The organism is Acidovorax sp. GW821-FHT11A03, assembly GCF_058809075.1.
Genome location: NZ_JBXASG010000006.1, coordinates 440319 through 463138 on the forward strand (window position 1 = coordinate 440319; position 22820 = coordinate 463138).

At 69.9% G+C, this 22820-nt stretch carries 21 protein-coding genes; 10 read left to right on the forward strand and 11 right to left on the reverse strand.

Features of this window, described 5'->3' with window-relative positions:
- Positions 1-23 precede the first annotated feature (23 nt).
- The 4 genes from AC1RVY_RS17750 to AC1RVY_RS17765 all read left to right on the forward strand — a co-directional run bounded on the left by AC1RVY_RS17750 (position 24) and on the right by AC1RVY_RS17765 (position 3417).
- Complete coding sequence (locus AC1RVY_RS17750; protein WP_492245864.1) at positions 24-383, forward strand: hypothetical protein; 360 nt, start codon at positions 24-26, stop codon at positions 381-383.
- 105 nt (positions 384-488) lie between these two features.
- Positions 489-1439, forward strand: coding sequence for a homoserine kinase (locus AC1RVY_RS17755; RefSeq protein WP_218340043.1), 951 nt, complete (start codon positions 489-491; stop codon positions 1437-1439).
- A gap of 354 nt (positions 1440-1793) precedes the next feature.
- A complete protein-coding gene (locus tag AC1RVY_RS17760) occupies positions 1794-2642 on the forward strand; it encodes a BPSS1780 family membrane protein (RefSeq protein ID WP_218295679.1) in 849 nt (282 codons plus the stop codon).
- The gene (locus AC1RVY_RS17765; RefSeq protein WP_492807476.1) at positions 2596-3417 is read left to right on the forward strand and encodes a FecR family protein; all 822 of its coding nucleotides are present in this window, start codon (positions 2596-2598) and stop codon (positions 3415-3417) included. Before AC1RVY_RS17760 ends, AC1RVY_RS17765 begins: the two co-directional genes overlap by 47 nt.
- A gap of 102 nt (positions 3418-3519) precedes the next feature.
- On the opposite strand, the gene AC1RVY_RS17770 is transcribed toward AC1RVY_RS17765, so the two are convergent.
- On the reverse strand, positions 3520-5745 hold the full coding sequence (locus AC1RVY_RS17770; RefSeq protein ID WP_492807478.1) for a PhoX family protein: 2226 nt from the start codon (positions 5743-5745) through the stop codon (positions 3520-3522).
- 312 nt (positions 5746-6057) lie between these two features.
- On the opposite strand from AC1RVY_RS17770, the gene AC1RVY_RS17775 reads away from it, so the two are divergent.
- From AC1RVY_RS17775 to AC1RVY_RS17790, 4 genes are all read left to right on the forward strand, one after another.
- Positions 6058-7278 carry an imelysin family protein gene (locus AC1RVY_RS17775; RefSeq protein WP_492807480.1) on the forward strand — a complete coding sequence of 407 codons (1221 nt, stop codon included), beginning with the start codon at positions 6058-6060 and terminating at the stop codon, positions 7276-7278.
- Between the two features lie 2 nt (positions 7279-7280).
- The gene (locus AC1RVY_RS17780; protein ID WP_492807508.1) at positions 7281-8771 is read left to right on the forward strand and encodes a di-heme oxidoreductase family protein; all 1491 of its coding nucleotides are present in this window, start codon (positions 7281-7283) and stop codon (positions 8769-8771) included.
- A gap of 79 nt (positions 8772-8850) precedes the next feature.
- Positions 8851-9969 carry an imelysin family protein gene (locus tag AC1RVY_RS17785; protein ID WP_492807481.1) on the forward strand — a complete coding sequence of 373 codons (1119 nt, stop codon included), beginning with the start codon at positions 8851-8853 and terminating at the stop codon, positions 9967-9969.
- Positions 9962-11140 carry a DUF1513 domain-containing protein gene (locus tag AC1RVY_RS17790; protein WP_492807483.1) on the forward strand — a complete coding sequence of 393 codons (1179 nt, stop codon included), beginning with the start codon at positions 9962-9964 and terminating at the stop codon, positions 11138-11140. Before AC1RVY_RS17785 ends, AC1RVY_RS17790 begins: the two co-directional genes overlap by 8 nt.
- 51 nt (positions 11141-11191) lie before the next feature.
- On the opposite strand, the gene AC1RVY_RS17795 is transcribed toward AC1RVY_RS17790, so the two are convergent.
- A complete protein-coding gene (locus AC1RVY_RS17795) occupies positions 11192-12103 on the reverse strand; it encodes an AraC family transcriptional regulator (RefSeq protein ID WP_492807485.1) in 912 nt (303 codons plus the stop codon).
- Positions 12104-12210: 107 nt separating this feature from the next.
- On the opposite strand from AC1RVY_RS17795, the gene AC1RVY_RS17800 reads away from it, so the two are divergent.
- Positions 12211-12975: an SDR family oxidoreductase gene (locus AC1RVY_RS17800; RefSeq protein WP_492807487.1), complete on the forward strand. Its 765-nt coding sequence runs from the start codon at positions 12211-12213 to the stop codon at positions 12973-12975.
- A gap of 46 nt (positions 12976-13021) precedes the next feature.
- Here the strand turns inward: AC1RVY_RS17800 and AC1RVY_RS17805 are convergent, their stop codons facing one another.
- The 9 genes from AC1RVY_RS17805 to AC1RVY_RS17845 form a co-directional block, all read right to left on the reverse strand.
- Entirely contained in the window at positions 13022-13273 is a 252-nt protein-coding gene (locus AC1RVY_RS17805) for a zinc ribbon domain-containing protein (RefSeq protein ID WP_492807488.1), read from the reverse strand.
- Positions 13274-13276: 3 nt separating this feature from the next.
- Positions 13277-13999 (reverse strand): OmpA family protein, encoded by a 723-nt coding sequence (locus tag AC1RVY_RS17810; protein ID WP_492807489.1) that lies wholly within the window; start codon positions 13997-13999, stop codon positions 13277-13279.
- Positions 13999-14598 (reverse strand): DUF4352 domain-containing protein, encoded by a 600-nt coding sequence (locus AC1RVY_RS17815; protein ID WP_492253680.1) that lies wholly within the window; start codon positions 14596-14598, stop codon positions 13999-14001. Before AC1RVY_RS17815 ends, AC1RVY_RS17810 begins: the two co-directional genes overlap by 1 nt.
- Before the next feature lie 98 nt (positions 14599-14696).
- On the reverse strand, positions 14697-15140 hold the full coding sequence (locus AC1RVY_RS17820) for a hypothetical protein (RefSeq protein ID WP_492807491.1): 444 nt from the start codon (positions 15138-15140) through the stop codon (positions 14697-14699).
- 17 nt (positions 15141-15157) lie between these two features.
- Complete coding sequence (locus AC1RVY_RS17825; RefSeq protein ID WP_255594733.1) at positions 15158-15964, reverse strand: SEL1-like repeat protein; 807 nt, start codon at positions 15962-15964, stop codon at positions 15158-15160.
- On the reverse strand, positions 15961-17121 hold the full coding sequence (locus AC1RVY_RS17830; RefSeq protein WP_255591088.1) for a CsgG/HfaB family protein: 1161 nt from the start codon (positions 17119-17121) through the stop codon (positions 15961-15963). Before AC1RVY_RS17830 ends, AC1RVY_RS17825 begins: the two co-directional genes overlap by 4 nt.
- A 71-nt stretch (positions 17122-17192) precedes the next feature.
- Complete coding sequence (locus AC1RVY_RS17835; RefSeq protein ID WP_218295691.1) at positions 17193-17651, reverse strand: hypothetical protein; 459 nt, start codon at positions 17649-17651, stop codon at positions 17193-17195.
- Positions 17652-17715: 64 nt separating this feature from the next.
- Positions 17716-21294: a beta strand repeat-containing protein gene (locus AC1RVY_RS17840; protein WP_492807493.1), complete on the reverse strand. Its 3579-nt coding sequence runs from the start codon at positions 21292-21294 to the stop codon at positions 17716-17718.
- Between the two features lie 85 nt (positions 21295-21379).
- The gene (locus tag AC1RVY_RS17845; RefSeq protein WP_218295692.1) at positions 21380-21739 is read right to left on the reverse strand and encodes a hypothetical protein; all 360 of its coding nucleotides are present in this window, start codon (positions 21737-21739) and stop codon (positions 21380-21382) included.
- Between the two features lie 376 nt (positions 21740-22115).
- Between AC1RVY_RS17845 and AC1RVY_RS17850 the strand changes: the two genes are divergently transcribed.
- Complete coding sequence (locus AC1RVY_RS17850; protein WP_255591087.1) at positions 22116-22709, forward strand: hypothetical protein; 594 nt, start codon at positions 22116-22118, stop codon at positions 22707-22709.
- The last annotated feature ends 111 nt before the right edge of the window (positions 22710-22820 follow it).

Here is a 22820-nt window from a genome sequence, read left to right on the forward strand (position 1 = left end):
AGCCCGCGCCCTACAATCGCCCCATGCGCGCTCTTCACCTCCTTTTGCTGCTGGGCATTGCCTCCGGCACCGCCCTGGCCCAGAGTTCAAGCCCAAATGCCCCCCAGGGCACGGCAGACACGCGCGAGGCGCTCTCAAACCAGGAGCAACCTGCAGGCCGTTCCAACCAGCGCACCGAGCGCATCCATGTCGAAGACGCGGGCAACCGCGTGGATGAGCTGCGCGTGGGCGGCCAGACCCAGATCATTTCCGTGCAGCCCAAGACCGGCAACCTGCCCGGCTATGAAGTGCAGTCGCCCGACGGCGCCCGCAGCCGCGCGGGCAGCAACAGCGGCGCGGAGACCACCACCGCCCCGCGCGTCTGGAACGTGCTGAAGTTCTGAGGCCCCTGCGGCGCCGGGCAGCGCCACCGCGCTGCCCCCATGAAGCCGCTGCACGCCCTGCCCTTTTGCTGTCAGTTTTTCATTTCTTTGTAACCCCCCTGAGCGATGGCCGTCTTTACCGAAGTCTCCAACACCGAGGCGCGCGAGCTGCTGCGCCGTTTGCAACTGGGTGAGCTGGTGGAGCTGCGCGGCATCGAGGGTGGCATCGAGAACACCAACTACTTTCTCACCAGCGACCAGGGCGAGTTCGTGCTGACGCTGTTCGAGCGCCTCACCGCCGCGCAGCTGCCGTTCTACCTGTACCTGATGAAGCACCTGGCGCACGGTGGCGTGCCCGTGCCCGATCCGCGCGCCGACCAGGACGGCGACATCCTGCACACCGTGTGTGGCAAGCCCGCCGCCGTGGTGAACAAGCTGCGCGGCAAGAGCCAGCTGGCGCCGCAGGCCGCGCATTGCGCCGCCGTGGGCACGATGCTGGCCCGCATGCACCTGGCGGGCCGCGACTTCGACCGCCATCAGCCCAACCTGCGCGGCCTGCCCTGGTGGAACGAAACGGTGCCGGTGGTGTTGCCGCACGTCGGCGCAACCCAGGCCGCCCTGCTGCGCTCCGAACTGGCCTACCAGAACCATGTGGCCGCCGGCGCCGCCTACGCGGCCCTGCCGCGCGGCCCCGTGCACGCCGACCTGTTCCGCGACAACGTGATGTTCGAGGGCGAAGAGCTCACCGGCTTCTTCGACTTCTACTTCGCGGGCGTGGACACCTGGCTGTTCGACCTGGCCGTGTGCCTGAACGACTGGTGCATCGACCTCGCCACGGGCCAGCACGATGCCGGGCGCGCCACCCGCATGCTCGACGCCTACCAGGCCGTGCGCCCGCTCACGGCGGCCGAGCGCGAACTGCTGCCCGCCATGCTGCGCGCGGGCGCCCTGCGGTTCTGGATCTCGCGCCTGTGGGACTTCCACCTGCCTCGCGAAGCCTCGATGCTGACGCCCCACGACCCCACGCACTTCGAGCGGGTTCTGCGCGCCCGCATTGCGCAGCCCGTGCACGCCTGAGATGAAGCCCCTGGAGCCGCCCGTGGCGCCCGCCCCCACCACGGGGATGTCGCGCTCGCGGCGGCGCGGCCCGTGCGGCATGTTCCGCGCCGGGGCCGACCCCGTTGCAGGGGCCAGGGCGGGCGCGGAGCGCCCTGGATCACCGGAGCACGAAGACGCGAAGCGCCTTTCTTGACCGGCCCGGCGGAAAATCCGCGTTCGGGCCTTCGCGGCAGGGGGGGATCCCTTGCACCGCGGCCGGAATGGGCCGCTGGGGTAAATTCCAAGCTATGCATTGCACTGCCAGCGGAAGCCTCTCGGCTGCCAGCAGTGCCCGGGCGCAGGCCCCACCCTCTTTTCTCCTCCTAAGCATCCATGAAACTCCACATCGTCCCCGCCCGCACCGGCATGGCCTGGGTCAAGCTCGGCATCCGGACGTTCTGGCGGCAACCCATGGCGCTGGCGGCGCTGTTCTTCATGACCATGGCGTCCATGTCGCTGGCCACGCTGATTCCGCTGGTGGGCCCGGCCATCGCGCTGGTGCTGCTGCCCTCGGCCACGCTGGCCATGATGGTGGCCTCGGCGGAAGCCACGCAGGGGCGGTTTCCCACCCCCGCCGTGCTGCTGGTGGCGTTTCGCACCGGCCAGCAGCGGCTGCGCGACATGCTGGTGCTCGGCGCCCTCTATGCGGCGGGCTTCTTGGCGGTGATGGGCCTGTCGGCGCTGCTGGACGGCGGCCAGTTCGCGCGGGTGTACCTGGGCGGCGCCGCCCTGACCAAGGAAGTGGCGGAAGACCCCGCCTTCCAGGGCGCCATGTGGCTGTCCATGATGCTGTACCTGCCGCTGTCGCTGCTGTTCTGGCATGCCCCGGGGCTCGTGCACTGGCACGGCGTGCCGCCGGTCAAGGCGCTGTTCTTCAGCATCGTGGCCTGCGTGCGCAACTTTGGCGCGTTCCTGGTCTACGGGCTGGGCTGGCTGGGCGTGTTCCTGCTGGGGGGCGTGGTGGTCACGCTGGCGTCCGCGCTGCTGGCCGCGGCGGGGCTGGCCGGATCGACCGCGGGCGGCATCATGGTGGGGGCCGCGATGGTGATGGCGGCCATGTTCTTCACGTCGGTGGTTTTCACCTTCCGCGACTGCTTCGAGCCCCCGTCCCATCCAGCCTCCGAGGCGCCACCCCATGACGACGCACCGCCCCCACCCGCACCAGCTCCTGGGCCGCACTGAGGACGAGCTGGCCTGGTACCAGCGGCGCGGCCTGCTGCAGGCCGCAGCGCTGTGGATGGCCACGGGCGGCTGGGTGGCCGCGCACGCCCAGTCGCGCAGCAACATCGTGGAGCTGCGCGGCCAGGTGCTGCGCAACGGCGAGGCGCTGACCCCGCAGCACAGCATCGCCGCGGGAGACCGCCTTGAAACCGGGCCCGGCGCCACCGTGGTCTTTGCGGTGGGCGACGGCGCCTTCCTGGTGCGCCAGAACTCGCGCGTGGCGCTGGAGGGCGAGACGCCCACCGCCGTCAGGGTACTGCGCCTGGTCAGCGGCGCCGTGGCCAGCGTGTGGGGCCGGGGCGCGGAGCGCCAGGTGATCCTGCCCACCGCCACCGCCGGCATCCGGGGCACGGGGGTGTACGCCGAGGTCTTCGCCGATCAGGACAACCGGGGCTACTTCTGCAATTGCTACGGCACGGTGGACCTGGCGGCGGGCACCGAAAGCCTGGTCAGCGAGGCGTCATACCACCAGTCGTTCTGGGTCGAGAGCGCGCCGCGCAATGGCCGCCTGCTCACCCCGGCCGGCGCCATCAACCACACCGACGAGGAACTGGAGTTCCTGGCCAGCCTCATCCACCAGCGCACGGCCTGGCAGATCGCCGGGCGCAAGGGCACCAAGGACGGCAGCGGGCAGATGGGTTACACCGCGACGCCCGGCGCGGGCGGCACACCCGCCGCCACGCCGGCACGCCCCTCGCCCCCCGCCCCGCCGCCGCCCCCGGGTTCGGACTACTGAGCCCCTGCCCCCAAAACAAAAAGGCCGGCCCCCCTGGGCCGGCCTGCAAGCAACCAATCCATCAAGGAAGGTGAGAGGCCCATTCCCTCTCACCCCGCCCCGTCAGGTGCCCACGTTGCCGCCGTCGTTCTTCGTGATCACGATGGTGGCCGAGCGAGGGCGCTTGCCCGCGCCGTAGCCGGCGTTGGCGGGCCACTGGCTCTGGAACTTGGCGGGGTCGCCCAGGTTGGCCATGCCGGTGGACTCGCCCGGGTGCTGGATGTTCACGAAGATCGTCTTGCCGTCCGGCGTTTCGGCCAGGCCCGTGATCTCGCAGCCCTTGGGGCCGACCAGGAAGCGCTTGAGCGTGTCGGCCGTGGCGGCCTTGCCCACGGGCGAGACGATGTCGAACTTGCTGCCATCCGCCTTGGTGTAGGTCAGCGTCTTCTTGCCGCCGTCGCCCACCTGGCCGGGCACCGCCGCCAGCATCATGCAGTTGCTCGCATCGGTGTAGGCGCCGTCATCGGTCTGGATCCAGCAGATGCCCGTGGCCTTGCTGAAGGCCAGGCCATCGGGGCTGGAGAAGTCCTGGTCGTCCGTCAGGGCCGAGATGTTGATCAGCGTCTTGTCGGCACTGGCTTCCGCGCCGAACAGGTACACGTCCCAGGTGAAGGCCGACACGGACGCACCTTCCTTCAGGCGCACCATGTGGCCGTTGGGGTTGCCTTCCTGCTTGGTCGGGCCCTTCATGTCGGTGTAGGCGCGGGGGTTGGCCGCGTCGGGCAGGTACTGGCCGCTGCCAGGGTTGGCGCTGCGGGCGCTGTTGTTGGTCAGCGTGAAGTACACCTCGCCGTTGGCGGGGTTCACGGCGTTCCACTCGGGGCGGTCCATCTTCGTGGCACCCACGGCGTCGGCGGCCAGGCGGGTGTTGATGACGATGTCGGCCGCGTCGGCGAACTTGTACGTGGCATAGCCGCTGATGGCGGTGTTGGTGAGCGACAGCTCCACCCAGCCGCCGGTGCCGTCGGCGTTGAACTTGGCGGCGTACAGCTTGCCGCTGTCCAGGTACTTGTCGCCGATGGCCAGGCGGTCGCTGGCGTTGGCGTCGGCCGGGTTCCACGTGGCGGTGGACACGAACTTGTAGATGTACTCGCCGCGCGAGTCGTCGCCCATGTAGATGGACAGCGGCTGGCCGGCCACCACCTTGCCGAAGGCCGCGCTCTCGTGCGCGAAGCGGCCCAGGCCGGTGCGCTTCTTGGCCATGCGGGTCTTGTCGTAGGCGTCGATCTCGACGATGTAGCCCATGCCGTTCATCTCGTTGCGGTAGTCGTCCGTGCCGTCCACCGACGTGCCGGTCTTGCTGTTGTTCCAGCGCTGGTACTTGTCGTCGGTGCCGCCGCTTTCCCAGCCGTGGCGCGATGCGGCGCCCTGGTTGCGGCCATAGCGCTTGAGGGCCGTCACGCTCTTGTCGTTGCCGCGCGCGGCATCGTCGGCGGCGCCACGCGTGAAGTAGCCGAACCAGTTTTCCTCACCGGTCAGGAAGGTGCCCCAGGGCGTCTTGCCCGTGCCGCAATTGTTCAGCGTGCCGCGCGTGGTGGTGCCGGTGGGCGAGAACTTGGTGAACAGCTGCGCGCTGCCGCGGGCCGGGCCCGAGATCTCGATGGGGCTGAGCGACGTGAGGCGGAAGTTCAGCGCGGAGTTCTGCGCGTAGGCCCACTTGCCACCGGACTTGGCCACTTCGATCACGGCGATGCCGTGGATGGCCGTTTCCTTGTCGATTTCCGCCGGGGGGCGGGGCAAGGTGGTGGTGCCGCCATTGGCGTGCAGGAAGTACGAGGACAGCTTCTCGTCGGTGGTGGCTTCGTGGTTGATGGCCAGCAGGCCGCGCTCGGTGGCGTTGTCGCTGCGCTTGCCGTCGGCGCCCAGGCCGAACCATTCCATGCCGTCATGGTGGTCGCCAGCACGCTTGTCGAAGTCGCCATCGGTGCCGTCGTTCTTGTACGCGGACACGCCCGCGGCAATGGGGTCGCCCAGCGCGAAGATCACGCTGGCGGTGTAGCCCGCGGGCACGGCCACCACGTCGGCCAGGCTCTTGGGAACGGCGCCGAAGCCCAGCAGCTTGGGGCCGGCGGGGGGAGGCGTCACCACGGGGTCGTCGCTGCCGCCACAGGCACTCACGCCGAACCCGGCCAGCACGGTGGTGCCGACGGAGCCCACGCCGCCGCGCAGCAGGCCACGGCGCGACAGGCGGGCGCCCAGCACCGCGTCGAACGTGGGGTTGGCGGAGGTGTTGGCGTTTTCGTTGTTGAAGTCGATGGCCTGCTCGGGCGTATCCACGCGGTGGGTCATGGGGGTTCCTCGGGTTGTTGGTTACAAAACCCCTGGAGCGTAGAAACCGCGGGTGACATCCCCGTGAAGGTTTTGCGTCGGTTTGATGACAGGCGTTCCCGGCCAGGACCCAGGGAATTCGGCAAATACGAATCACTACCATTTGTATAATCCCTTCTCACTCCCGCCCACCCAGCCAGTCGTCTGTGCCCACGCTCGCGCGCAGGCCCCTTCCAGCCAGTGCGGCCCCGCCATCCACACCCATCCTTCGCGGTGCCACCACCGGCCCATGGCCCCGTGCGGCAGCCCGCGTGATTCCCTGGAGACCACTGCATGACATTCCCCTCCCTGAAGACGTCCCTGCTGGGGGCTGCGTTTTTCGCGGGTAGCTTCGCCTGCGCCTACAGCACCGGCGCTGCCGCCCAGACGGCACCGGCGGCGGCCCCGCAGGCCCAGGCGAAACAGGCAGTGACGGCCCAGGCCGTGGCGGCGCACTACGCGCAGCTGGTGCATGCCAACTACAGCGACACCCTGGCCAGCGCGCAGGCATTGCGCGAGGCCGTGCAGGCCTTCACCGCCAAGCCCTCGGCCGAGACCCTGGCAGACGCCCGCAAGAAGTGGCTGGCCGCGCGCGAGTTCTACGGCCAGACCGAGGCCTTCCGCTTCTACGGCGGGCCCATCGACAACGACAACGGACCTGAGGGCCGCATCAACGCCTGGCCCATGGACGAATCGTTCGTCGACAGCGTCCAGGGCAAGCCCAACGCGGGCCTCGTGAACAACCGCAAGTTCGCCATCAGCAAGAAGAACCTGTCCGCGCAGAACGAGCGCGGCGGCGAGGAGAACATCGCCACCGGCTGGCATGCCATCGAATTCTTCCTGTGGGGCCAGGACCTGTCCGAGACAGGCCCGGGCGACCGCAGCTTCGAGGACTTCGTGGACGGCAAGGCCCCCAACGCCGACCGCCGCCGCCAGTACCTGACCGTGGTGACCGACCTGCTCATCGACGACCTCACCTCGCTGGTAAAGGCCTGGGCGCCCGACGCCAGGAACAACTACCGCGCCCGCTTCGCGCGCGGCGGCCAGGAGTCCGTGCGCAAGATGCTCGTGGGCCTGGGCTCGCTCTCGCGCGGCGAGCTGGCCGGCGAACGCCTGGAAGTGGCCCTGAACAGCCAGGACCAGGAAGACGAGCACTCGTGCTTTTCGGACAACACCCACCGCGACGCGGTGACCAATGCCAAGGGCATCCAGAACGTGTGGCTGGGCGAGTACCAGCGCGCCGACGGCAGCGTGGTCAAGGGCGCATCGCTGCGCGACCTGGTGGCCGACAAGGACGCGGCGCTGGCCGACAAGACCACCAAGCAGATCGCGGCCTCGGTGGCTGCCGCCGAAGGCATCCAGGCACCGTTCGACCGCGAGATCATCGGCGGCAAGGACGCGCCGGGCCGCCAGCGCATCCAGAAGACCATCGACAGCCTCACGCAGCAGAGTAAAGACCTGGTGGCCGCAGCCAACGCGATCGGCATCACCAAACTGACCCTGGTCCAGCCTTGAGCATGAAGCCTGCGCAAGCCATTGCCCGCCGGCGCACAGTGAGCCTGGCAGCAGCCAGCATCGGCATCGTCGCAATCGCCGGTTTCGGCGTCTTGGGCCTGCAGTCGTTGACGGCAGCGCCCCAGCCTGACCCGCTGGGCGAAAAAACCGGCGGCGACACCACGGTGTTTGCCACCGGGCGCAATGCCTTCTCGTTCCCGGCCGCCAACCTGACCGACGAGGAGCGCACGCGCTTCGTCATCGGCAACTCGTTCTTCCGGCGCAACTGGGTGGAGGCGCCCGCGTCCACCAAAGCCCGCGACGGCCTCGGCCCGCACTTCATCGCGCGCTCGTGCGGCGGCTGCCACGTGCAGGACGGCCGGGGCGAACCACCGGCGATCTTCAACCGCCTGGGCGAAACGAAGGACCCCACGGTGGCCCTGCTGATCCGCCTGTCCATCCCCGGCACCGACGTGCACGGCGGGCCGGTGCACGACCCGGTGTACGGCGACCAGTTCAACAACGCGGCCATCCAGGGCGTCAAGCCCGAAGGCCGCGTGACCCTGCGCTACGACACCATCAAGGGCAAGTTTGCCGACGGCACGCCCTACACGCTGCAAAAGCCCACCTACGGTTTTGCCGACCTGGGCTACGGCCCCCTGCACAAGGACGTGATGACCAGCCCGCGCATCGCGCCCCAGATCATCGGCGCGGGCCTGCTCGAAGCCATCGCCGAGGCCGACATCCTGGCCAACGCCGCCGATCAGGCCGCCGCCCCCGGCCCCATCAAGGGCGTGCCCAACAAGGTGTGGGACGGCCCCGCCGGCCGCATGATGGTCGGGCGCTTCGGCTGGAAGGCCAACGTGGCCACCATCGCGCACCAGACGGGCGGCGCCTTCCTCGGCGACATGGGCATCACCTCGCGCCACTTCGCGCAAGAGGCCTGCACGCCCACGCAGAAGGACTGCCTGGCCGCCCCCAGCGGCAAGAGCGGTGGCGACCAAGGCCAGCCCGGCGTCGAGATCGACGACAAGACCCTCGCCGACGTGATCTTCTACCAAGCCACGCTGGCCCCGCCCGCGCGCCGCAACATCAACGATGCACAGGTGCTGCGCGGCCAGGCATTGTTCAGCCAGGCCCAGTGCGCTACCTGTCACCGCCCGAGCTACGTCACCAAAGAGGGGCCGTTCCCGCAGCTGACGAGCAAGGCGCTGAGCGGACAACGCATCTTTCCGTACACAGACCTGCTGCTGCACGACATGGGCGAGCGCCTGGCCGACGGCCGGCCCGACTTCGGTGCCAACGGCCGGCAGTGGAAGACGCCTGCGCTGTGGGGCACGGGCCTGATCAAGGACGTGAACGGCCACACCCGCCTGCTGCACGACGGCCGCGCGCGCGGCGTGCTCGAAGCCGTGCTGTGGCATGGCGGCGAGGCCGAAGAGGCCAAGAACCAGGTGCTCAGGATGAAGAAGGCCGACCGGGATGCGCTCGTGAAATTCGTGGAGTCACTATGAGAATTTACCCCCACGCCCCCCACTCCGTGTGGTCGCTGCCCCCGAGGGGGCCGCGTTTTCATCTTGGGGCGGCCCGGCAATGAAAACATCCCTCCTTGCAGCCGCCCTGCTGCTAGCCACCCTGCCCCCTCTCACAGCGCAGGCACAGTCTGCGGCGCCCACTGCCCCCCCCATCCCAGCCTGGCAGCGCAACGCCGTGCCGTTCTACGACACGGTGCACGCCCTGCAAGGCATCTACGGCCACTGGGCCCTGCCACGCGCACAGGACTTCGACCGCGATGCCCGCGCCCTGGTGCCCGCCGTGGCGGCGCTGTGCCAGGCGCCGGCGGCAGACGGCAAGGCCGCGCTCGACTCCGCACGCGGCGCCTGGCAGGCCACGGCCCGCGCGTGGGAGCAACTCGCCGCCGTGTCCGTGGGCCCCGTCATCGCACGCCGCAGCCAGCGCGCCATCGACTTCACGCCCACGCGCCCCGCGCTGATCGACAAAGCCATCGCTGCCCAGCCCCAGGGCGTCAAGGCCTTCGAGCGCATCGGCACCCCCGCCAAGGGCCTGCCCGCGCTGGAATGGCTGCTGTGGACGCGCCCGGCCCAGCCCGGCAGCCCCGCCTGCGGCTACGCGCACGAAGTGGCCCAGGATGTGGCGCGGGAATCCGCCGCGCTCGCCAAGGCCTATGCCGATGCGGCGGCCACCGACTGGGGCGCCGAGGACGAGCAGGAGCAGTCCACCCAGGCCATCAGCGAATTCGTGAACCAGTGGGTGGGCGGCATCGAGCGCCTGCGCTGGGCGCAGATGGACAAGCCGCTGCGCGCCGCTGGATCGGGATCCGGCGCCCGCACGCCCGACTACCCCCGCACCGCCAGCGGCACCACGCTGGCGGCCTGGGCGGCCACCTGGGGCGGCCTGCGCAGCGTGACCACCCTGCCCGCCAGCGCCGAGATACCGGCGGCTGGCGAGGCCCTGGTGCCTCTGGAGATGTACCTGCGCGGCAAGGGCCTGAACCCGCTGGCCGACAAGCTGCGCCAGGCCACCGACAAGGTCGACGCGTCGATGGCCCAGGTGCAGAAGTCCGGCCTGCAGAACAAGGCGGCCATCCAGCAGACCGCCAGGGACCTGGCGGCGCTGAAGTTCCTGGCCGAGTCCGAAGTGGCGCCCGCGCTGCAGGTGAGCATTGGATTCTCGGATGCAGACGGTGACTGATCTTCTGCACCGCCGGCACGTGCTGGCCCTGCTGGGGGGCCTCGGTGCCTGCGTGCTTGCGCCAGGTGCCGTCTTCGCCAAACCCGGTGACCGCGTGCACCTGGCTGCCGCGTGGGAGCGCCAGGGCAGCTTCCACATCGGCGTGCTGTCCACGCAGGAGGGTGCCGGGCAGGCGCTGCAGGTCCACGCGTCGCTGGAAGTGCCCACGCGCGCCCACGGCCTGTGCGTGCTGCCTGACGGCTCCGTGCTGGCCACCGCCCGCCGGCCCGGCGACTGGCTGGTGCGCTGGCAGCCGGACAAAGACAGCGAGCCCCAGTGGCTGTGGCAAGACGGAGAGCGCTCCTTCAACGGCCACGTGCTCGCCAGCGCCGATGGCCAGCGGCTGTACACCACCGAGACCGACGCCGAGACCGGCGCGAGCTTGATCGTGGCGCGCGACGCCCACACGCTCGTGAAAACCGCCGAATGGCCTACCCACGGCATCGACGCGCATGAATTGCTCTGGGACACGCAGGGCGGCAAGAGCAAGGGCCAAGGCAGCGCCGCCCCCACGCTGATCGTCGCCAACGGCGGCGTGCCCACCGCGCCAGAAACAGGCCGCGTCAAGCGCGACCTGGGCACCATGGACTCATCGCTCGTGCGGCTCGACGCCCGCACGGGCCGGCTGCTGGGCCAATGGCGCCTGCAGGACCCCCGCCTGAGCCTGCGCCACCTGGCATGGAGCCCCGATGGAACCACGCTGGGCATCGCGCTGCAGGCCGAGCACGACGACGCAGCCGCCAAGGACGCCGCCCCGGTACTGGCCCTGTTCGACGGCACGGCGCTGCGCGTGGTGGCTGCACCCCAGGCCATCGCCCAGGGCATCCACGGCTACGGCGGCAGCATGGCCGCCACGCCCGCCGGCTGGGCCGTGAGCTGCCCCCGCGCCCACGGCATTGCCACGTTTTCATTGCAGGGCGAGTGGCAGGGCCTGGTGCCCCTGCCCGAGGCCTGCCCCCTGGCGGTGCAAGGCGGCGCGCTGTGGGCAGGCGGCCTGGGCGCCAGCCTGCAGGGCGCGCAGGCCGCCGCGCCCCTGCGCCACCCGCATGGCCGGGGCTTGCAGGATGTGCGGCTGGACAACCACTGGGTGCTGGCGCAGAAAATTGGAATGAAAAGTGCCCCCAGCGCTTGATGGACAAGCGCAACCAGCTATACAAAACATAGCAACCAACCCGCAGGCCTGCTACTGCTGCTGGCGCGCGTAGCGGCCGGGCGCCAGCCCGACATGGCGGCTGAACGCCGTGCTGAACGTGCTGGCCGAGCTGTAGCCCACGCGTTCCGCGACCTCATGAAGCCCCACGCCGCCACCGCTGCGCAGCAGGTTCTTGGCCAGCGCCATGCGCCAGGCGAGCAGGTATTCCATGGGCGGCACCCCCACGGCGCGCAGGAAGCGCTCGAAAAAAGTGGACCGTGACAACGCCGCCTCCCGGGCCAGCGCGTCCACCGTCCATGACCGCTCCGGGGCGCTGTGCATCAGGCGCAGGCCCACCGCCACGCGGGCGTCCGCCAGCCCACGCAGCAGCCCGGGGGGCGCACCATCGCGGTTGCTCGATCGCAGGGCCTCGATCAGCAGCACCTCCACCAGGCGGTCCAGCACCAGTTCACGGCCCGGCAGCGCGGCCAGGCACTCTTGCCGCACCAATTGCACCAGGGTCGGCAGCCGCTCCACGCCGCGCACGTGCAGCATGTCCGGCAGCAGCGACACCAGCAACGCGGCGTCGGGGGAGTCGAACTCGAAGTAGCCGCCCAGCATGCGCATGTCCGGCGGGCCGTCGGGCGTGCCATGGCGCAGCCCATGCTCGCCGTCTGGCGCGGGCATGCGGTGGGGGTCCATGAACACCGGCGCCGCCGGTTGCTCCACGCCCGACAAGGTGAACCCCGGTGTCGCGGGCAGAAGCACGAAGTCGCCCGCTTCCAGCGCCACGGGCTCTTGCCCCGCGAGGGCGAGCACGCACTGTCCCTCCAGCATGGTGCAAAAGCTCGGGCTGCCGAACTCGCCATAGCGCACGGCCCAGGGCCCCGCGCCGCTGATCAGCTTGGAGAACACGGCGCGCGGCCGCAGCAGAGCGATGACCTGCGCGAGGGGATCGACCACGGTCGGACTCCTGCAAAAGAAAATCAGACTTTTGATTGTAGTTAATCCGGCTCCGGCTCGATATCGTTGCACCACTTTCTATCGCAACCCATCCACGGAGTTTCACCATGAAGACCATCCTGATCACCGGCTGCTCGTCCGGCTACGGCCTTGCCACCGCCCGCCACTTCCACGCCCAGGGCTGGAACGTGATCGCCAGCATGCGCACCCCGCGCACTGACCTGCTGCCGCTATCGGACCGCCTGCGCATCCTGCCGCTGGACGTGACCCGGTCCGACAGCATCGCCCAGGCGCTGCAGGCCGCAGGCCCCATCGACGTGCTGGTGAACAACGCGGGCCTGGGCCTGTTCGGCGCCTTCGAGGCCACGCCCATGGCCACGGTGCGCGACATCTTCGACACCAACACCTTCGGCACCATGGCGGTGACCCAGGCCGTGCTGCCGCAGATGCGCGACCGGCGCGCGGGCCTGGTGGTCAACGTCACGTCCAGCGCCACCCTGGCACCCATGCCGCTCGTGGCCGCCTACACCGCCAGCAAGACCGCCATCGAGGGGTTCACCGCCTCGCTGGCCTTCGAGCTGGAGGCCTTTGGCGTCCGCGTGAAACTCGTGGAGCCCGGCTATGCGCCCACCACGCAGTTCACCGCCAATGGCGCCGAGCGCATGCAGGGGCTGATCCCGCCCGCCTATGCGCCCTGCGCCCAGTCCGTCTTCGCCGCCCTGGGCCAGCCCGCGGCCGTGACGACCGAGCAGGATGTGGCCGAGGCCGTGTGGGCGGCGGTGAACGATGCGTCAGCGCGGCTGCGCTATGCGGCGGGCGCGGATGCGGTGGCGCTGGCAGGCGCCCACGGCGCAGGCACCTTGGCGCATTGATGCGCTCCGTGGACTCGCAAGCGCGAACCCTCCGGGACGCGCAAGGTCACCGCCCGGTGAACATGAAATACGCCAGCACGCACACCGCCAGCGCCACGATGAGCCTGGCAATCCAGGGGGTGACCAGCCACGCGCCCAGGGCCAAGGCCACACGGCCCCACACATGCGGGGACTGCAGCGCGTTTTGGGGTTCCGCGGGCGAAGCGCCCTGGGCCCGCAGGGGGTAGCCGCAGGACGGGCAGGCGGGCGCCTTCGACGAGACTTCACGCCCGCATTCCGGGCACCGCACAAGGGCCATGGTCTACCTGCCTTCCCGGGACGGCACGCCGATGAGGATCTGGACGCGCCGGTTGAGCTGCCGGCCCTGCGGGTCGTCCCGGCCGTCCGGCGTGGTGTTGGGCGCCACGGGCTGGCGCTTGCCCTGGCCCTGCACAGCGGCCTGCCGGCCCGTCTGGCGGTGCAGTGCACGCGCCACGGCCTCGGCGCGGCGCAGCGACAGGCTGTCGTTGTAGGCGTCGGTGCCTTTGCCATCGGTGTGGCCCACCACCGTGAGCGGCGCCGCCGCATAGCTCTTGATGAGTTCCGCCGCCTTGTCCAGCGAGGACGCCGCGTCCGCGCGCAGGTCGGATTTGTCAAAATCGAACAGCACGTCCGCCGGCAGGTCGATGGAGATGGCCTGCTCGGGCGTGGGCCGGGCCTTGAGCTCCGCCAGCAGGGCGCGCGTCTGCTCCAGCCGCTCCCTGGGCACCTCGGCCTCGCGCAGGATCGTTTGCGGCCCTGCGCTGCGCTGCAGCGTGGTGTCCTGCCGCCGTCCCACCAGCCCGCCCGCGGGCTCCTGCGCGCGCAGCGTGGTCGATGGCGCGCCCGATGCGGGCACCAGCCGCGTGGGCACGGCGCCCAGCGCCCGGCCGCTGCGCACGACCTCCAGCGCATGTGCCGGCCCGCAAGCCGCCAGCGCTACCAGCACGGCGCAGGCCGGCGCGACGGCGTGCGCCCCGGCGGCCGCCAAGCCCGGATGCCGCATCAGCCGCCCTGCAGCGGCAGGTCGACGACCAGTCCCGGCGCCACGATGTTGTCGCCCTGGTTGCCATCGTTGAACACGAGCTTGAGCTTGCGCGCCGAGGGCGCCACGGCGCCCATGAACACGAGCTGGCCGTCCAGCGTCTCGCCCTCGCGGATGGTGATGTCACGGTTGTTGTCGGGCCGCTTGATGTGCAGGCGGGCACCGCTCTCATCCTGCAGGTAGGTGTCGGCCAGGGCCAGCATGGTGGTGTCGGTGATGCGGTTGGCGAACGAGATGCTCACGTCGAGCACCGTCGCGTCCGCTCCGATCTCGACCGCCTTGACGCGCACCGTGACGCCCGCGGCGGCCACGCCCTGGATGGACATGGGGACCTTCTTGGGCGTGGCGGCGGCTGGCACGGCCGCCGGTGCCGGTGCTGGCGCTGCCTGGGTTGCAGGTGCAGTGGGTGCGGGGCCCGCGGCGGGCACGGGCGCGGTCGCTGCAGCCACCTGCGGCTCCGGCGCGCGCTCCTTGCACGCTGCCAGCACAACGGCGGCAGCGGCCACGGCCAGGGCCGCCCCCCTGCGCGATGGCGTCCACACGGGAGTCGTTGAATTCATGGTGTCTGGTGCTCCTGGTTCATCAATCACTGTCCATGGTGGTTGCCGTGGCGCGGTTTGCGAGGGGGCCTGCGGAACGGCGGGTCGGGCGCCACGCATCAGCGAATGCGGATGCTGTTGGTCTGGCCCGCCGTCCCCCCCGCCTTCGGGGGCTGCGGGCAATCGCCGGTGCGCACGTCATTCGCATTGCGGCCCTGCACGATGACCGTGCGGCCCTCCAGGCGCGCGCCCGATACGTCCACGCTGTTGACAGAGGCCGAGCCATCCGCGGCGCAACGTGTGCCGGACGCGGTATTGCCCGAGACCTCGATGCGGTTGCCCGCGCCCGCGCCGCTGGCAGCGCTGGTGGCAGGCTGCACTGGCGCGGCAGGCCGTGGCACGGGGTTCGCGCGGCCCTGGCGAGGCGGGTCCAGCGGCCCGGCGCGCTCGGGCCCGATGGGCCCCACGGGGCCGACCGGACCCACGGGCCCCACCGGGCCTGCGGCCCGGACCGTGGCACACGCCAGCAGCAACAGCAGCGCGAACAATGATGTGCCGTTCATGGTGGGAAAACCTCGCATCAGGGCGGTGCCTTTCCGGGCGTTCCAGGCAAGCTGCCCCCAGGCACCGCAGCCGGCGCCGGCGCACCCGAGGCCGGGCGGGGCACGGCCGACATGCCCGGCAGGACCGAACCCGGCCGAACGGCCCCCGCCGCCGCGGGCCGCGGGTCACCGCCTTTGTCGGAGCCCTCCCCCGCGGCCTGGCGCTGGATGCGCGCCTCCAGTTCCGACGCGAAGCGCTCGGCCAGGGCCACTTCTTCCACGGCCATTTCCGCGCCCAGTTCGTTGATCACCGACACCACATTGCGGTGGGTGCCGGTGTCGGGCTGGCTCATGCGCTCCAGCAGGCGTGCATAGCCCAGGGCCCGCACGTTGTCCTTGGGAACGCCCTGGCCCTTGCGGTTCATCTCCGTCAGGCGCTGCATCGCGCGCGGATCGCCGCGCACGGCGGCCAGCAGGTACCAGCGGTAGGCCTGGCCCATGTCGCCCAGGCCGGACCGGGGGTTCTGGTACGCATCGCCCACGAACGAAAGCAGCTGCGGGTTCTGCGTGTTCAGGGCTTCGCGCTTCAGGCGCTCGAGCTCGTTGCGGTAGATCGGCCCCTGGCAGCCCAGCTCGGCCACGCCGCGCTCCAGCGCCTCGTTGCACGCTTCGAGGAAACGCGCACCCGCCGTGGCCCCGGGGGCCGCCGCCTGCTGTGCCGGCGTGGGCGCGGGTGCAGGCGCCGGCGGAGCGGCCGGCGGCAGCTGCGCGAAGGCGGGCGCATGCAGGGCAGCCCCCACCACCCAGGGCGCGCAGCGGTAGAACATGCGGGCGCCACGCATCATGTGCCAGCCTTCGTGCCCGCCGGGGTGCCGCCGGGGGCCGGCGCCGCACCGGCCAACGCGGGTGCCTGCGCCGTGTCCCAGGCCATGGGCACACCAAAGAAAAGGGGCTCAAAACCCTGCCAGGTCATCACGTCCACGGCGCCCAGGGAGGGGTACCGCTGCGCATACACCTTCTCCAGCGCCTGCCGGGTCTCGTCGTCGTATTTCTGCGTCACCTGCAGCGGCTCGCCGTACTTGCGCAGCGTCACCTGGATCAGCCCCAGCTTGAGCTCGGGCGTCAGCCCGTTGTAGGCCGCGCGCATGTTCTCCACCACCACGGGGTCCGGCGTGCCGTTGGGAATGCAGCGCCAGTACGGCGTGTTGGTGGCCTTGCCGATCAGCTCCAGCACACTCAGGTCCACCAGCGTGCGGATGGCCGAATGGCGCCCCTGCAGGTACTTGCCTTCCAGCTTGAAGCCGAAGGCATCGCCGTAAAAGCCCAGGCTGGCGTTGTCCTCGGAGCTGAAGTTGAGCACCTTGACCACGTTGGAGGCCTGCACCTGGGGCACCATCTGCTGCGTGGAGAAACTCACGAGGTTCAGGTCCAGCGCCAGTGCCGAATAAATGGCCGTGCGCTTGATGTCGCCTCCCAGCGTGGTCTTGCCGTTGCCCTTGCCGAACTCGATGCCCGCCGAATTCACGCGCCCCGCGCCCGCGATAGCGCGGTCGAACTCCGTGAGCGCCCCCGTGATCAGGAAGTCCGGCATGGTCACGCCAAACTTGGCGCCCAGCTGGGCCTGCGACACCAGGTAGTCCGGGTGATAGGGCACATAGACCACGCGCGCACCGATGCGGTTGACGGCCGTGCGCACCATCTCGGTGATGTCGCCGGGAATCTCCGCCCCCACGAGCGGGCTGGAGAGGTTGGTGGCATCCAGGATGCTGCGCGTCTGCATGTAGATGACGGGATCGCCTTCCTTGTAGACATCGAGCATGCGCCCGAAGCGGCCGAGCGCCAGCGCGTAGGGGCTCAGGTTGGTGACCGGCAGCAGCTTGTCGGCCTCGCGCTCTTGCAGCAGCGTATTGGCGTCCTTGAGAGCGTTTTCCGTGGATGCACAGCCAGCGAGCGTGGCCACTGCCAGCGCCAGCGCTCCCCATCGCAATGTTCTTTTCGTCATGGTTCTTTGTTGTGGTGGTGGTATCAAAAGCCCCGCTCTCCCGGGGCTGCAAGGCAGAAGGCCCGCGGCCGTCAGCGGCCGGAGTTGAGGACGGTGATGTTTTCCACGCCCTTGCCTTCCACGTACAGCGTCACGTTGCCGTTCACGTTGCCCTGGATCACGGGGCTGGCGATGCGCAGCGTGCCGTCGGGCGCGCGCTGCACATCGGAATACGTGGAACGGATCACGATGTTCTTTTGCCCGTCGGGCAGCTTCAGCGTGCCGTCCGGCTGCACCAGCGCGCTCTGGTCCACCAGCGTGTTCTGCGAGATGGCGCGGTTCACGCGGGCCTTGGCACTCACCGACGGATAGACCCCGTCGTTGAGCCGCACACCGCTTTGCGCCATGTCCTTGTAGGCGCCCAGCTGTTCGCCGTAGTTCACCAGCTGGGCCTGCGCGCCGGCGCCCATCAGCGCCAGTGCCCCTGCCCCGCACCAAAGGCCCAGGGCGCGCAGCGTGCGCCGATGGGAGTTTTCGTCCAGATTTTTCATTGCGACTCCTTCATCCACTGAAAACCAAAAACGCGCCGCTGCGCACCCGCCAGGCAGCGCCGCCCTACATGCTGAGCAGGTTCACGGCCGGCAGCACCGTGACGGACTGGTTCACCACGCCCGTGGAAGGGATGGCGTACGTGTAGCCGGGATTGGCGGTAAACGGGGTGTTGCCCGCCACGCCGACCACGCCGGTGATGGCCCCGCCCACATTGCGCACGCTGCCCGAGGTCATGCCCGCCGCGGCGGCCGACATGTTTCCGACGATGGTCACCGCGCCCGTGATCACCCCCTGGTTGACCACCGAGTTGGACACGCCGCCCACGGCCGCATGGCCCTGATTGCCGGCGATCACGACCGTGCCCGCCATCACGCCGTGGTTCACCAGCGAGTTGACCGTGCCGCCCAGCGTGGCGCTGCCCCGGTTGCCCGCGATCAGCACCCGGCCCGAGAGCTGGCCCCGGTTGTCCACGCTGTTGACGGTGCCGCCGCCCGTGGCATTGCCCTGATTGCCGGTCACCACGATCTGCGCGCCCGCCATGCTGCCGCTGTTGTTCACACCGTTGACAAGGCCGCCGCCGCTGGCCCGGCCCGTGTTGCCCGCGATCAGGATCTGGCTGCCCTTGATGGAGCCCGATCCCGTGACGCTGTTGACCTTGCTGCTGGCACCCTGCGCACTGGCCTGGTTGCCCAGGATGGTGATGCTCGACGCCGTGATGCTCCCCCCGCCGCGCACGCTGTTGGCCAGCCCGCCGCTGGCCGACCCCGCGTTGCCGATGATGGTGATCTGGCTGCCCGAGATGCGGCCATCGCCCACCACGCTGTTGATCGCCCCGCCATCCCGCGCCGAGCCCTGGTTGCCCAGGATGGTGATGCTGCCGCCCTGCAGCGTGCCCGCGATGTCCACGCTGTTGGCCACCCCCTGCTCGCCCGAGCCCTGGTTGGCGGTCACGGTGACCGACGAGCCGGCCACGCGCCCACGGCCCTGCGTGCGCACGCTGTTGGCCAGCCCGTCCCGGCCGGCGGCGCGGGCGCTGCCCTGGTTGGCCACCACCTGCACCGCGCTGCCCTGCAGCGTCCCGTCGGCCTGCACGCTGTTGGCCAGCGCCGTGCTGCCCTGCTCGGCCTGGGTGGACACCGCCGTGTTGGCGGCCACCAGCGCCTGGACCCCGTCCACGCGGCCACCGGAGCCCTGCGAAAAACTGTTGGCCGCCGCCAGGCCCTCGGTGGCGAACACACGCCCCGCCGTGTTGCCCATCAGCTGCAGGCTGGCCGCGCGCATGTCCCCCAGCACCTGGATGGCGTTGGCATTGGCCTGCCCCACGCCCCTGCCAAACGCGGCAAAGCCGCCCACCGTGCCCTCGCGCCCTTCGCTGCGCACGTCGGCCGCCGTGTTGCCCGCGAGCGTCAGCGTGCTGGCCTCCACGCGGCCCTGGGCGTTGACCGACAGCGCATTGGCGTTGATGCGGCCACCGTCCGCGTTCAGCTGCCGGGCCGTATTGCCCACCACCTGCAGGGTGCTGCGGGCCAGCGCCGTGGCGCCCGAGCCATCCATGTACAGCCCGTTGGCCGCCAGCACGCCATTGGACTTGGTGCCCACGCCCAGTGCCTGCGCGCCACTGCCGGCGGCGCGGATGTCCTCGCCCGTGTTGCCCGCGATGACCACCGGGCTGCCCTGCACCCGCGCGCCACGGTAGGCCGCCAGCACATTGACCAGGGCGGTGCCTCCGGGCGCGTGCACGCCGCGCGCGGTGTTCCCGGCGATCAGCCAGGGCGAGGATGCATCCACCAGCGCATCGTCGTGCAGCACCAGGGCATTGGCGGCGGCCCGCGCACGGCTCTCGCGCCCGGCCAGCCCCCCCGCGCCGGAGACCGAATCCGCCGCGGTGCTCATGTCGCTGGCCGTGTTGCCGCTCAGCACACCCGCCGCCGACAGGCGCGAGGGCGCGCCCGCGCCGTTTTCCAATGCAATGCTGTTGGCCAGCAGCGCGCCTCCGCGTGCCGTCAGCCGCGATGCGGTGTTGCCCGCCAGCGTCAGCGTCTGCGCATCAAGCTGCGACCCCGTGACCGCCAGCGTGTTCGCCAGCGCGGCCGACTGCTGGCTGGCCGAAAACAGAACCCCCCCGCCCGCCTGCGCCGCATAGCCGGTGGACCGCACCCCGTCGGCGCTGTTGCCCGCCAGGGTCAGGGCGGTGTCCTGCACGCGGCCCTCGCTCACCATCAGCGTGTTGGCCGCGGCCAACCCGCCCGAGCCCGTGATGGACTGGCCGTGGTTCCCGCTGACGGTGACGGCGGCGCGCTCCAGCGTGGACTGGTGGTCCGCCACCACGGTGTTGGCCAGTGCGCGGCCATTGCGCTCCAGGGCGCCGACGAGGCCACCGCCAATGGTGCCCGAGCCTGCGGCCGTGCGCACCTGGTCGGCCACGTTGCCCGCCAGCAGCACGGTGCCAGCCCGCACGGTCGCGTTGTCCAGCCACAGGCTGTTGGCCGCCGCCCCGCCCCCGGTCGCGACCACATCGCGCGCCTGGTTGCCGCTGAGGCGGTGCACGGGCCCCTCGGCCAGTTCGCCCCGGGTCACGGAGATGGTGTTGGCCAGGGCCGAGGCGGACACTCGCACGTCGGCCAGCGCCCCGCCGAGAATGGATCCTTCACCGCCCCAGGCCTGCACGTTGCGTGCGGTATTGCCCGAAACGCCCGCCTGGTAGCCCGCCGAACCGGCGAGCTTGTGGTCGGAAAAGCTGATGCTGTTGGCCAGGGCGCTGCCGCCCGTCGCGATGACCTGGGCCGCTTCATTGCCCGCCAGGACCAGTTGCGCGCCCTTGAGCTCACTCGACGCCAGGGTGACCGCGTTGGCCGCAGCCACCCCCGTCAGATCCACCTGGGCAATGGTGCCGCGCCCCACGCCGGCGCTGCCGCCGCCTGCGCGCACGTCCTGCGCGCGGTTGCCGGTGTGCAGGATGCGGGTGTCCTCCAGGGTGGACCGGGCCGCGGTGAGCGCATTGGCGAGCGCTGATCCGCCGATGGAGGTGACGCCACGGGCCTCATTGCCGACCAGCGCCACCTCGGAATTGCGCACGTCGGTCGCATCCAGCAGCACGCTGTTGGCCGTGGCGCGGCCGGGCATCTGCAGCGAACCGGTGCCCAGCAGCACCTCGGACTTGGCGCCGAAGGCCGCGACGTCGGCCGCGCGGTTGCCCTGCACGATCAGGCGGCTCGCCGTGAGCTGCTTCGTACCCGTGGCGCTGGCCGCCAGCACCATGTTGGCGGTGGCGGCACCGCCCAGGGCGTGCACGAAGCCCGTCACCTGGTTGCCCAGCACCTGCACCTGGGACTGGCGCACATCCATCGCTGCCAGGCCGATGCCGTTGGCCTGCGCGGTGCCCGCCAGGTCCACGCGCATGCCGACATTGGCCAGGGCGGAGCCCTTGCCGCCGGTGGAGATCACCGGTCCCGTGGAGCGGTTGCCGAGCACCTGGATCTGGCTGCCCGCGTCCACCTGCGTGCCGGCACTGTTTTTGTGCCAGCCCACCCCGGCGAGCATGGACTCCTGCGCCTGACCGCGCAGCGGCGCCAGGGCCACGGAAAGACCGAGCAGCCAGAGCGCCGCGGCTTCATGGCGTTGCGTCTTGCGCGTTGTGTGCACTCACAGCCCCTTTTCTGGATGGACAGGATGGTCGGACGGCTTGCGGTCCGGCCGGCGGCTGCCGGACGGACCCGCGGCACGCCGGTCAGTTGATGTTGACGCTGTTCACGTTGGCCGTGCCGCCGATGGCCTTGATGTCGGTGGCTTCGTTGCCGCTCACGGTGATGTCCGAGTTGCGGATCTTGGAGCCGGTGATGTTGACGCTGTTGACGTTGGCCACGCCTTCCATCGAGATCTCGGCCACCTTGATGCCGGCCTTGCCGCCGCCAGCGATGACGTTGGTGGCCTTGTTGTTGGTGACGGTGATGCGGCTGTTGGTCACTTCGGAGCCAGCGGAGCCCTTGCCCGAGATCAGGCCGGGAATCGCGACGTTGCCGCTCTGGGCGAAAGCTGCGCTGCAGGTAAATGCGAGTGCTGCGACGGTGGTAATGGCAAGTTTGCGCATATCAATAATCCTTCGAAGGGTTGAAATTAATTGACGAAGCAGCCGCTTGCGGCCTGCGAACGAATTCTTGAGGCGCGCACCCGTCCACACCGTAAAGAAATGTAGGCCCGGCCCGGGCTGGCATTTTCCGAGTTATCCACAGGTCGTACCTCCCAGGATCCGCGCTCTGAGCCGCACGGGGTTTTGGCATGTAGGACAAGCACTTACTCCGCCAGCGGGTGCATTCCCACATTTGAACGATGCCGCCGTACTTCCATAATCCACCGTAAAAACCAACAAGTCTTTACACTTCAAATCATCATGAAACCCGCAATAACATTCAGAAATCCATACTTTCAAGAAAATGAATGGAATCTCCTGCTTTATTGTCACAAATATGAAATCAATTATCTTTCGTGGCTTTTTGTATATGGGGGCCGTGGGCGCCCTGGCGGCCTGCTCGCCCGCGGCCATCACCTATCCCAGCGATGCGCAGATTTCGGCGGCCCTGGAGACGCAGTTCGCCAGCGACCGCCACAGCGCCGCTGCGCGCGACCTGATCCGCACGCTCGGGGGCGAGAAGGGCAAGCTGCGCTATCAGATCCACCAGGTGATCTACCGCCAGGGCTCGTATGAGGCCCGCTACGACGCAGTGCTGGTGATGGGGCAGCCGGGGACCCAAAGCCTCCTGGGGCTGTACGGCAGCATGATCCCCGAGGCCGAGCGCGCCAAGCTGCCGCAGGCCAGCCTGGAGGCCTATGAAGGCTGGCTCAGGCAGCAGGCCGAAACCCTCCGGAAAACCTCGGCACAGCAGGCGGGTGCGCTGGAGGCGACACTGGAACTGCTGGGCAAGTGCTACCGGGACCGGCAGGCCGGGGCCGAGGTCACGGTGATGCAGGGCCTGGGGGCGCTGATCTCGCCCGAGCGCAGCGGGCTATACGCTGAAAAGCTGGCGCTTCCGGACACCACGGCGCGCTGCCTCCCCGCCTAGCCGGCCGTGCGTTCGCGCAGTGCGGCCAGGATGTGCCTAGCTGTTGATTCTCAGGAGGTTGTTCATGGCCGGAATGCGGCTCATGGGCGGCTGATGGTTGAGAGCGGAGTG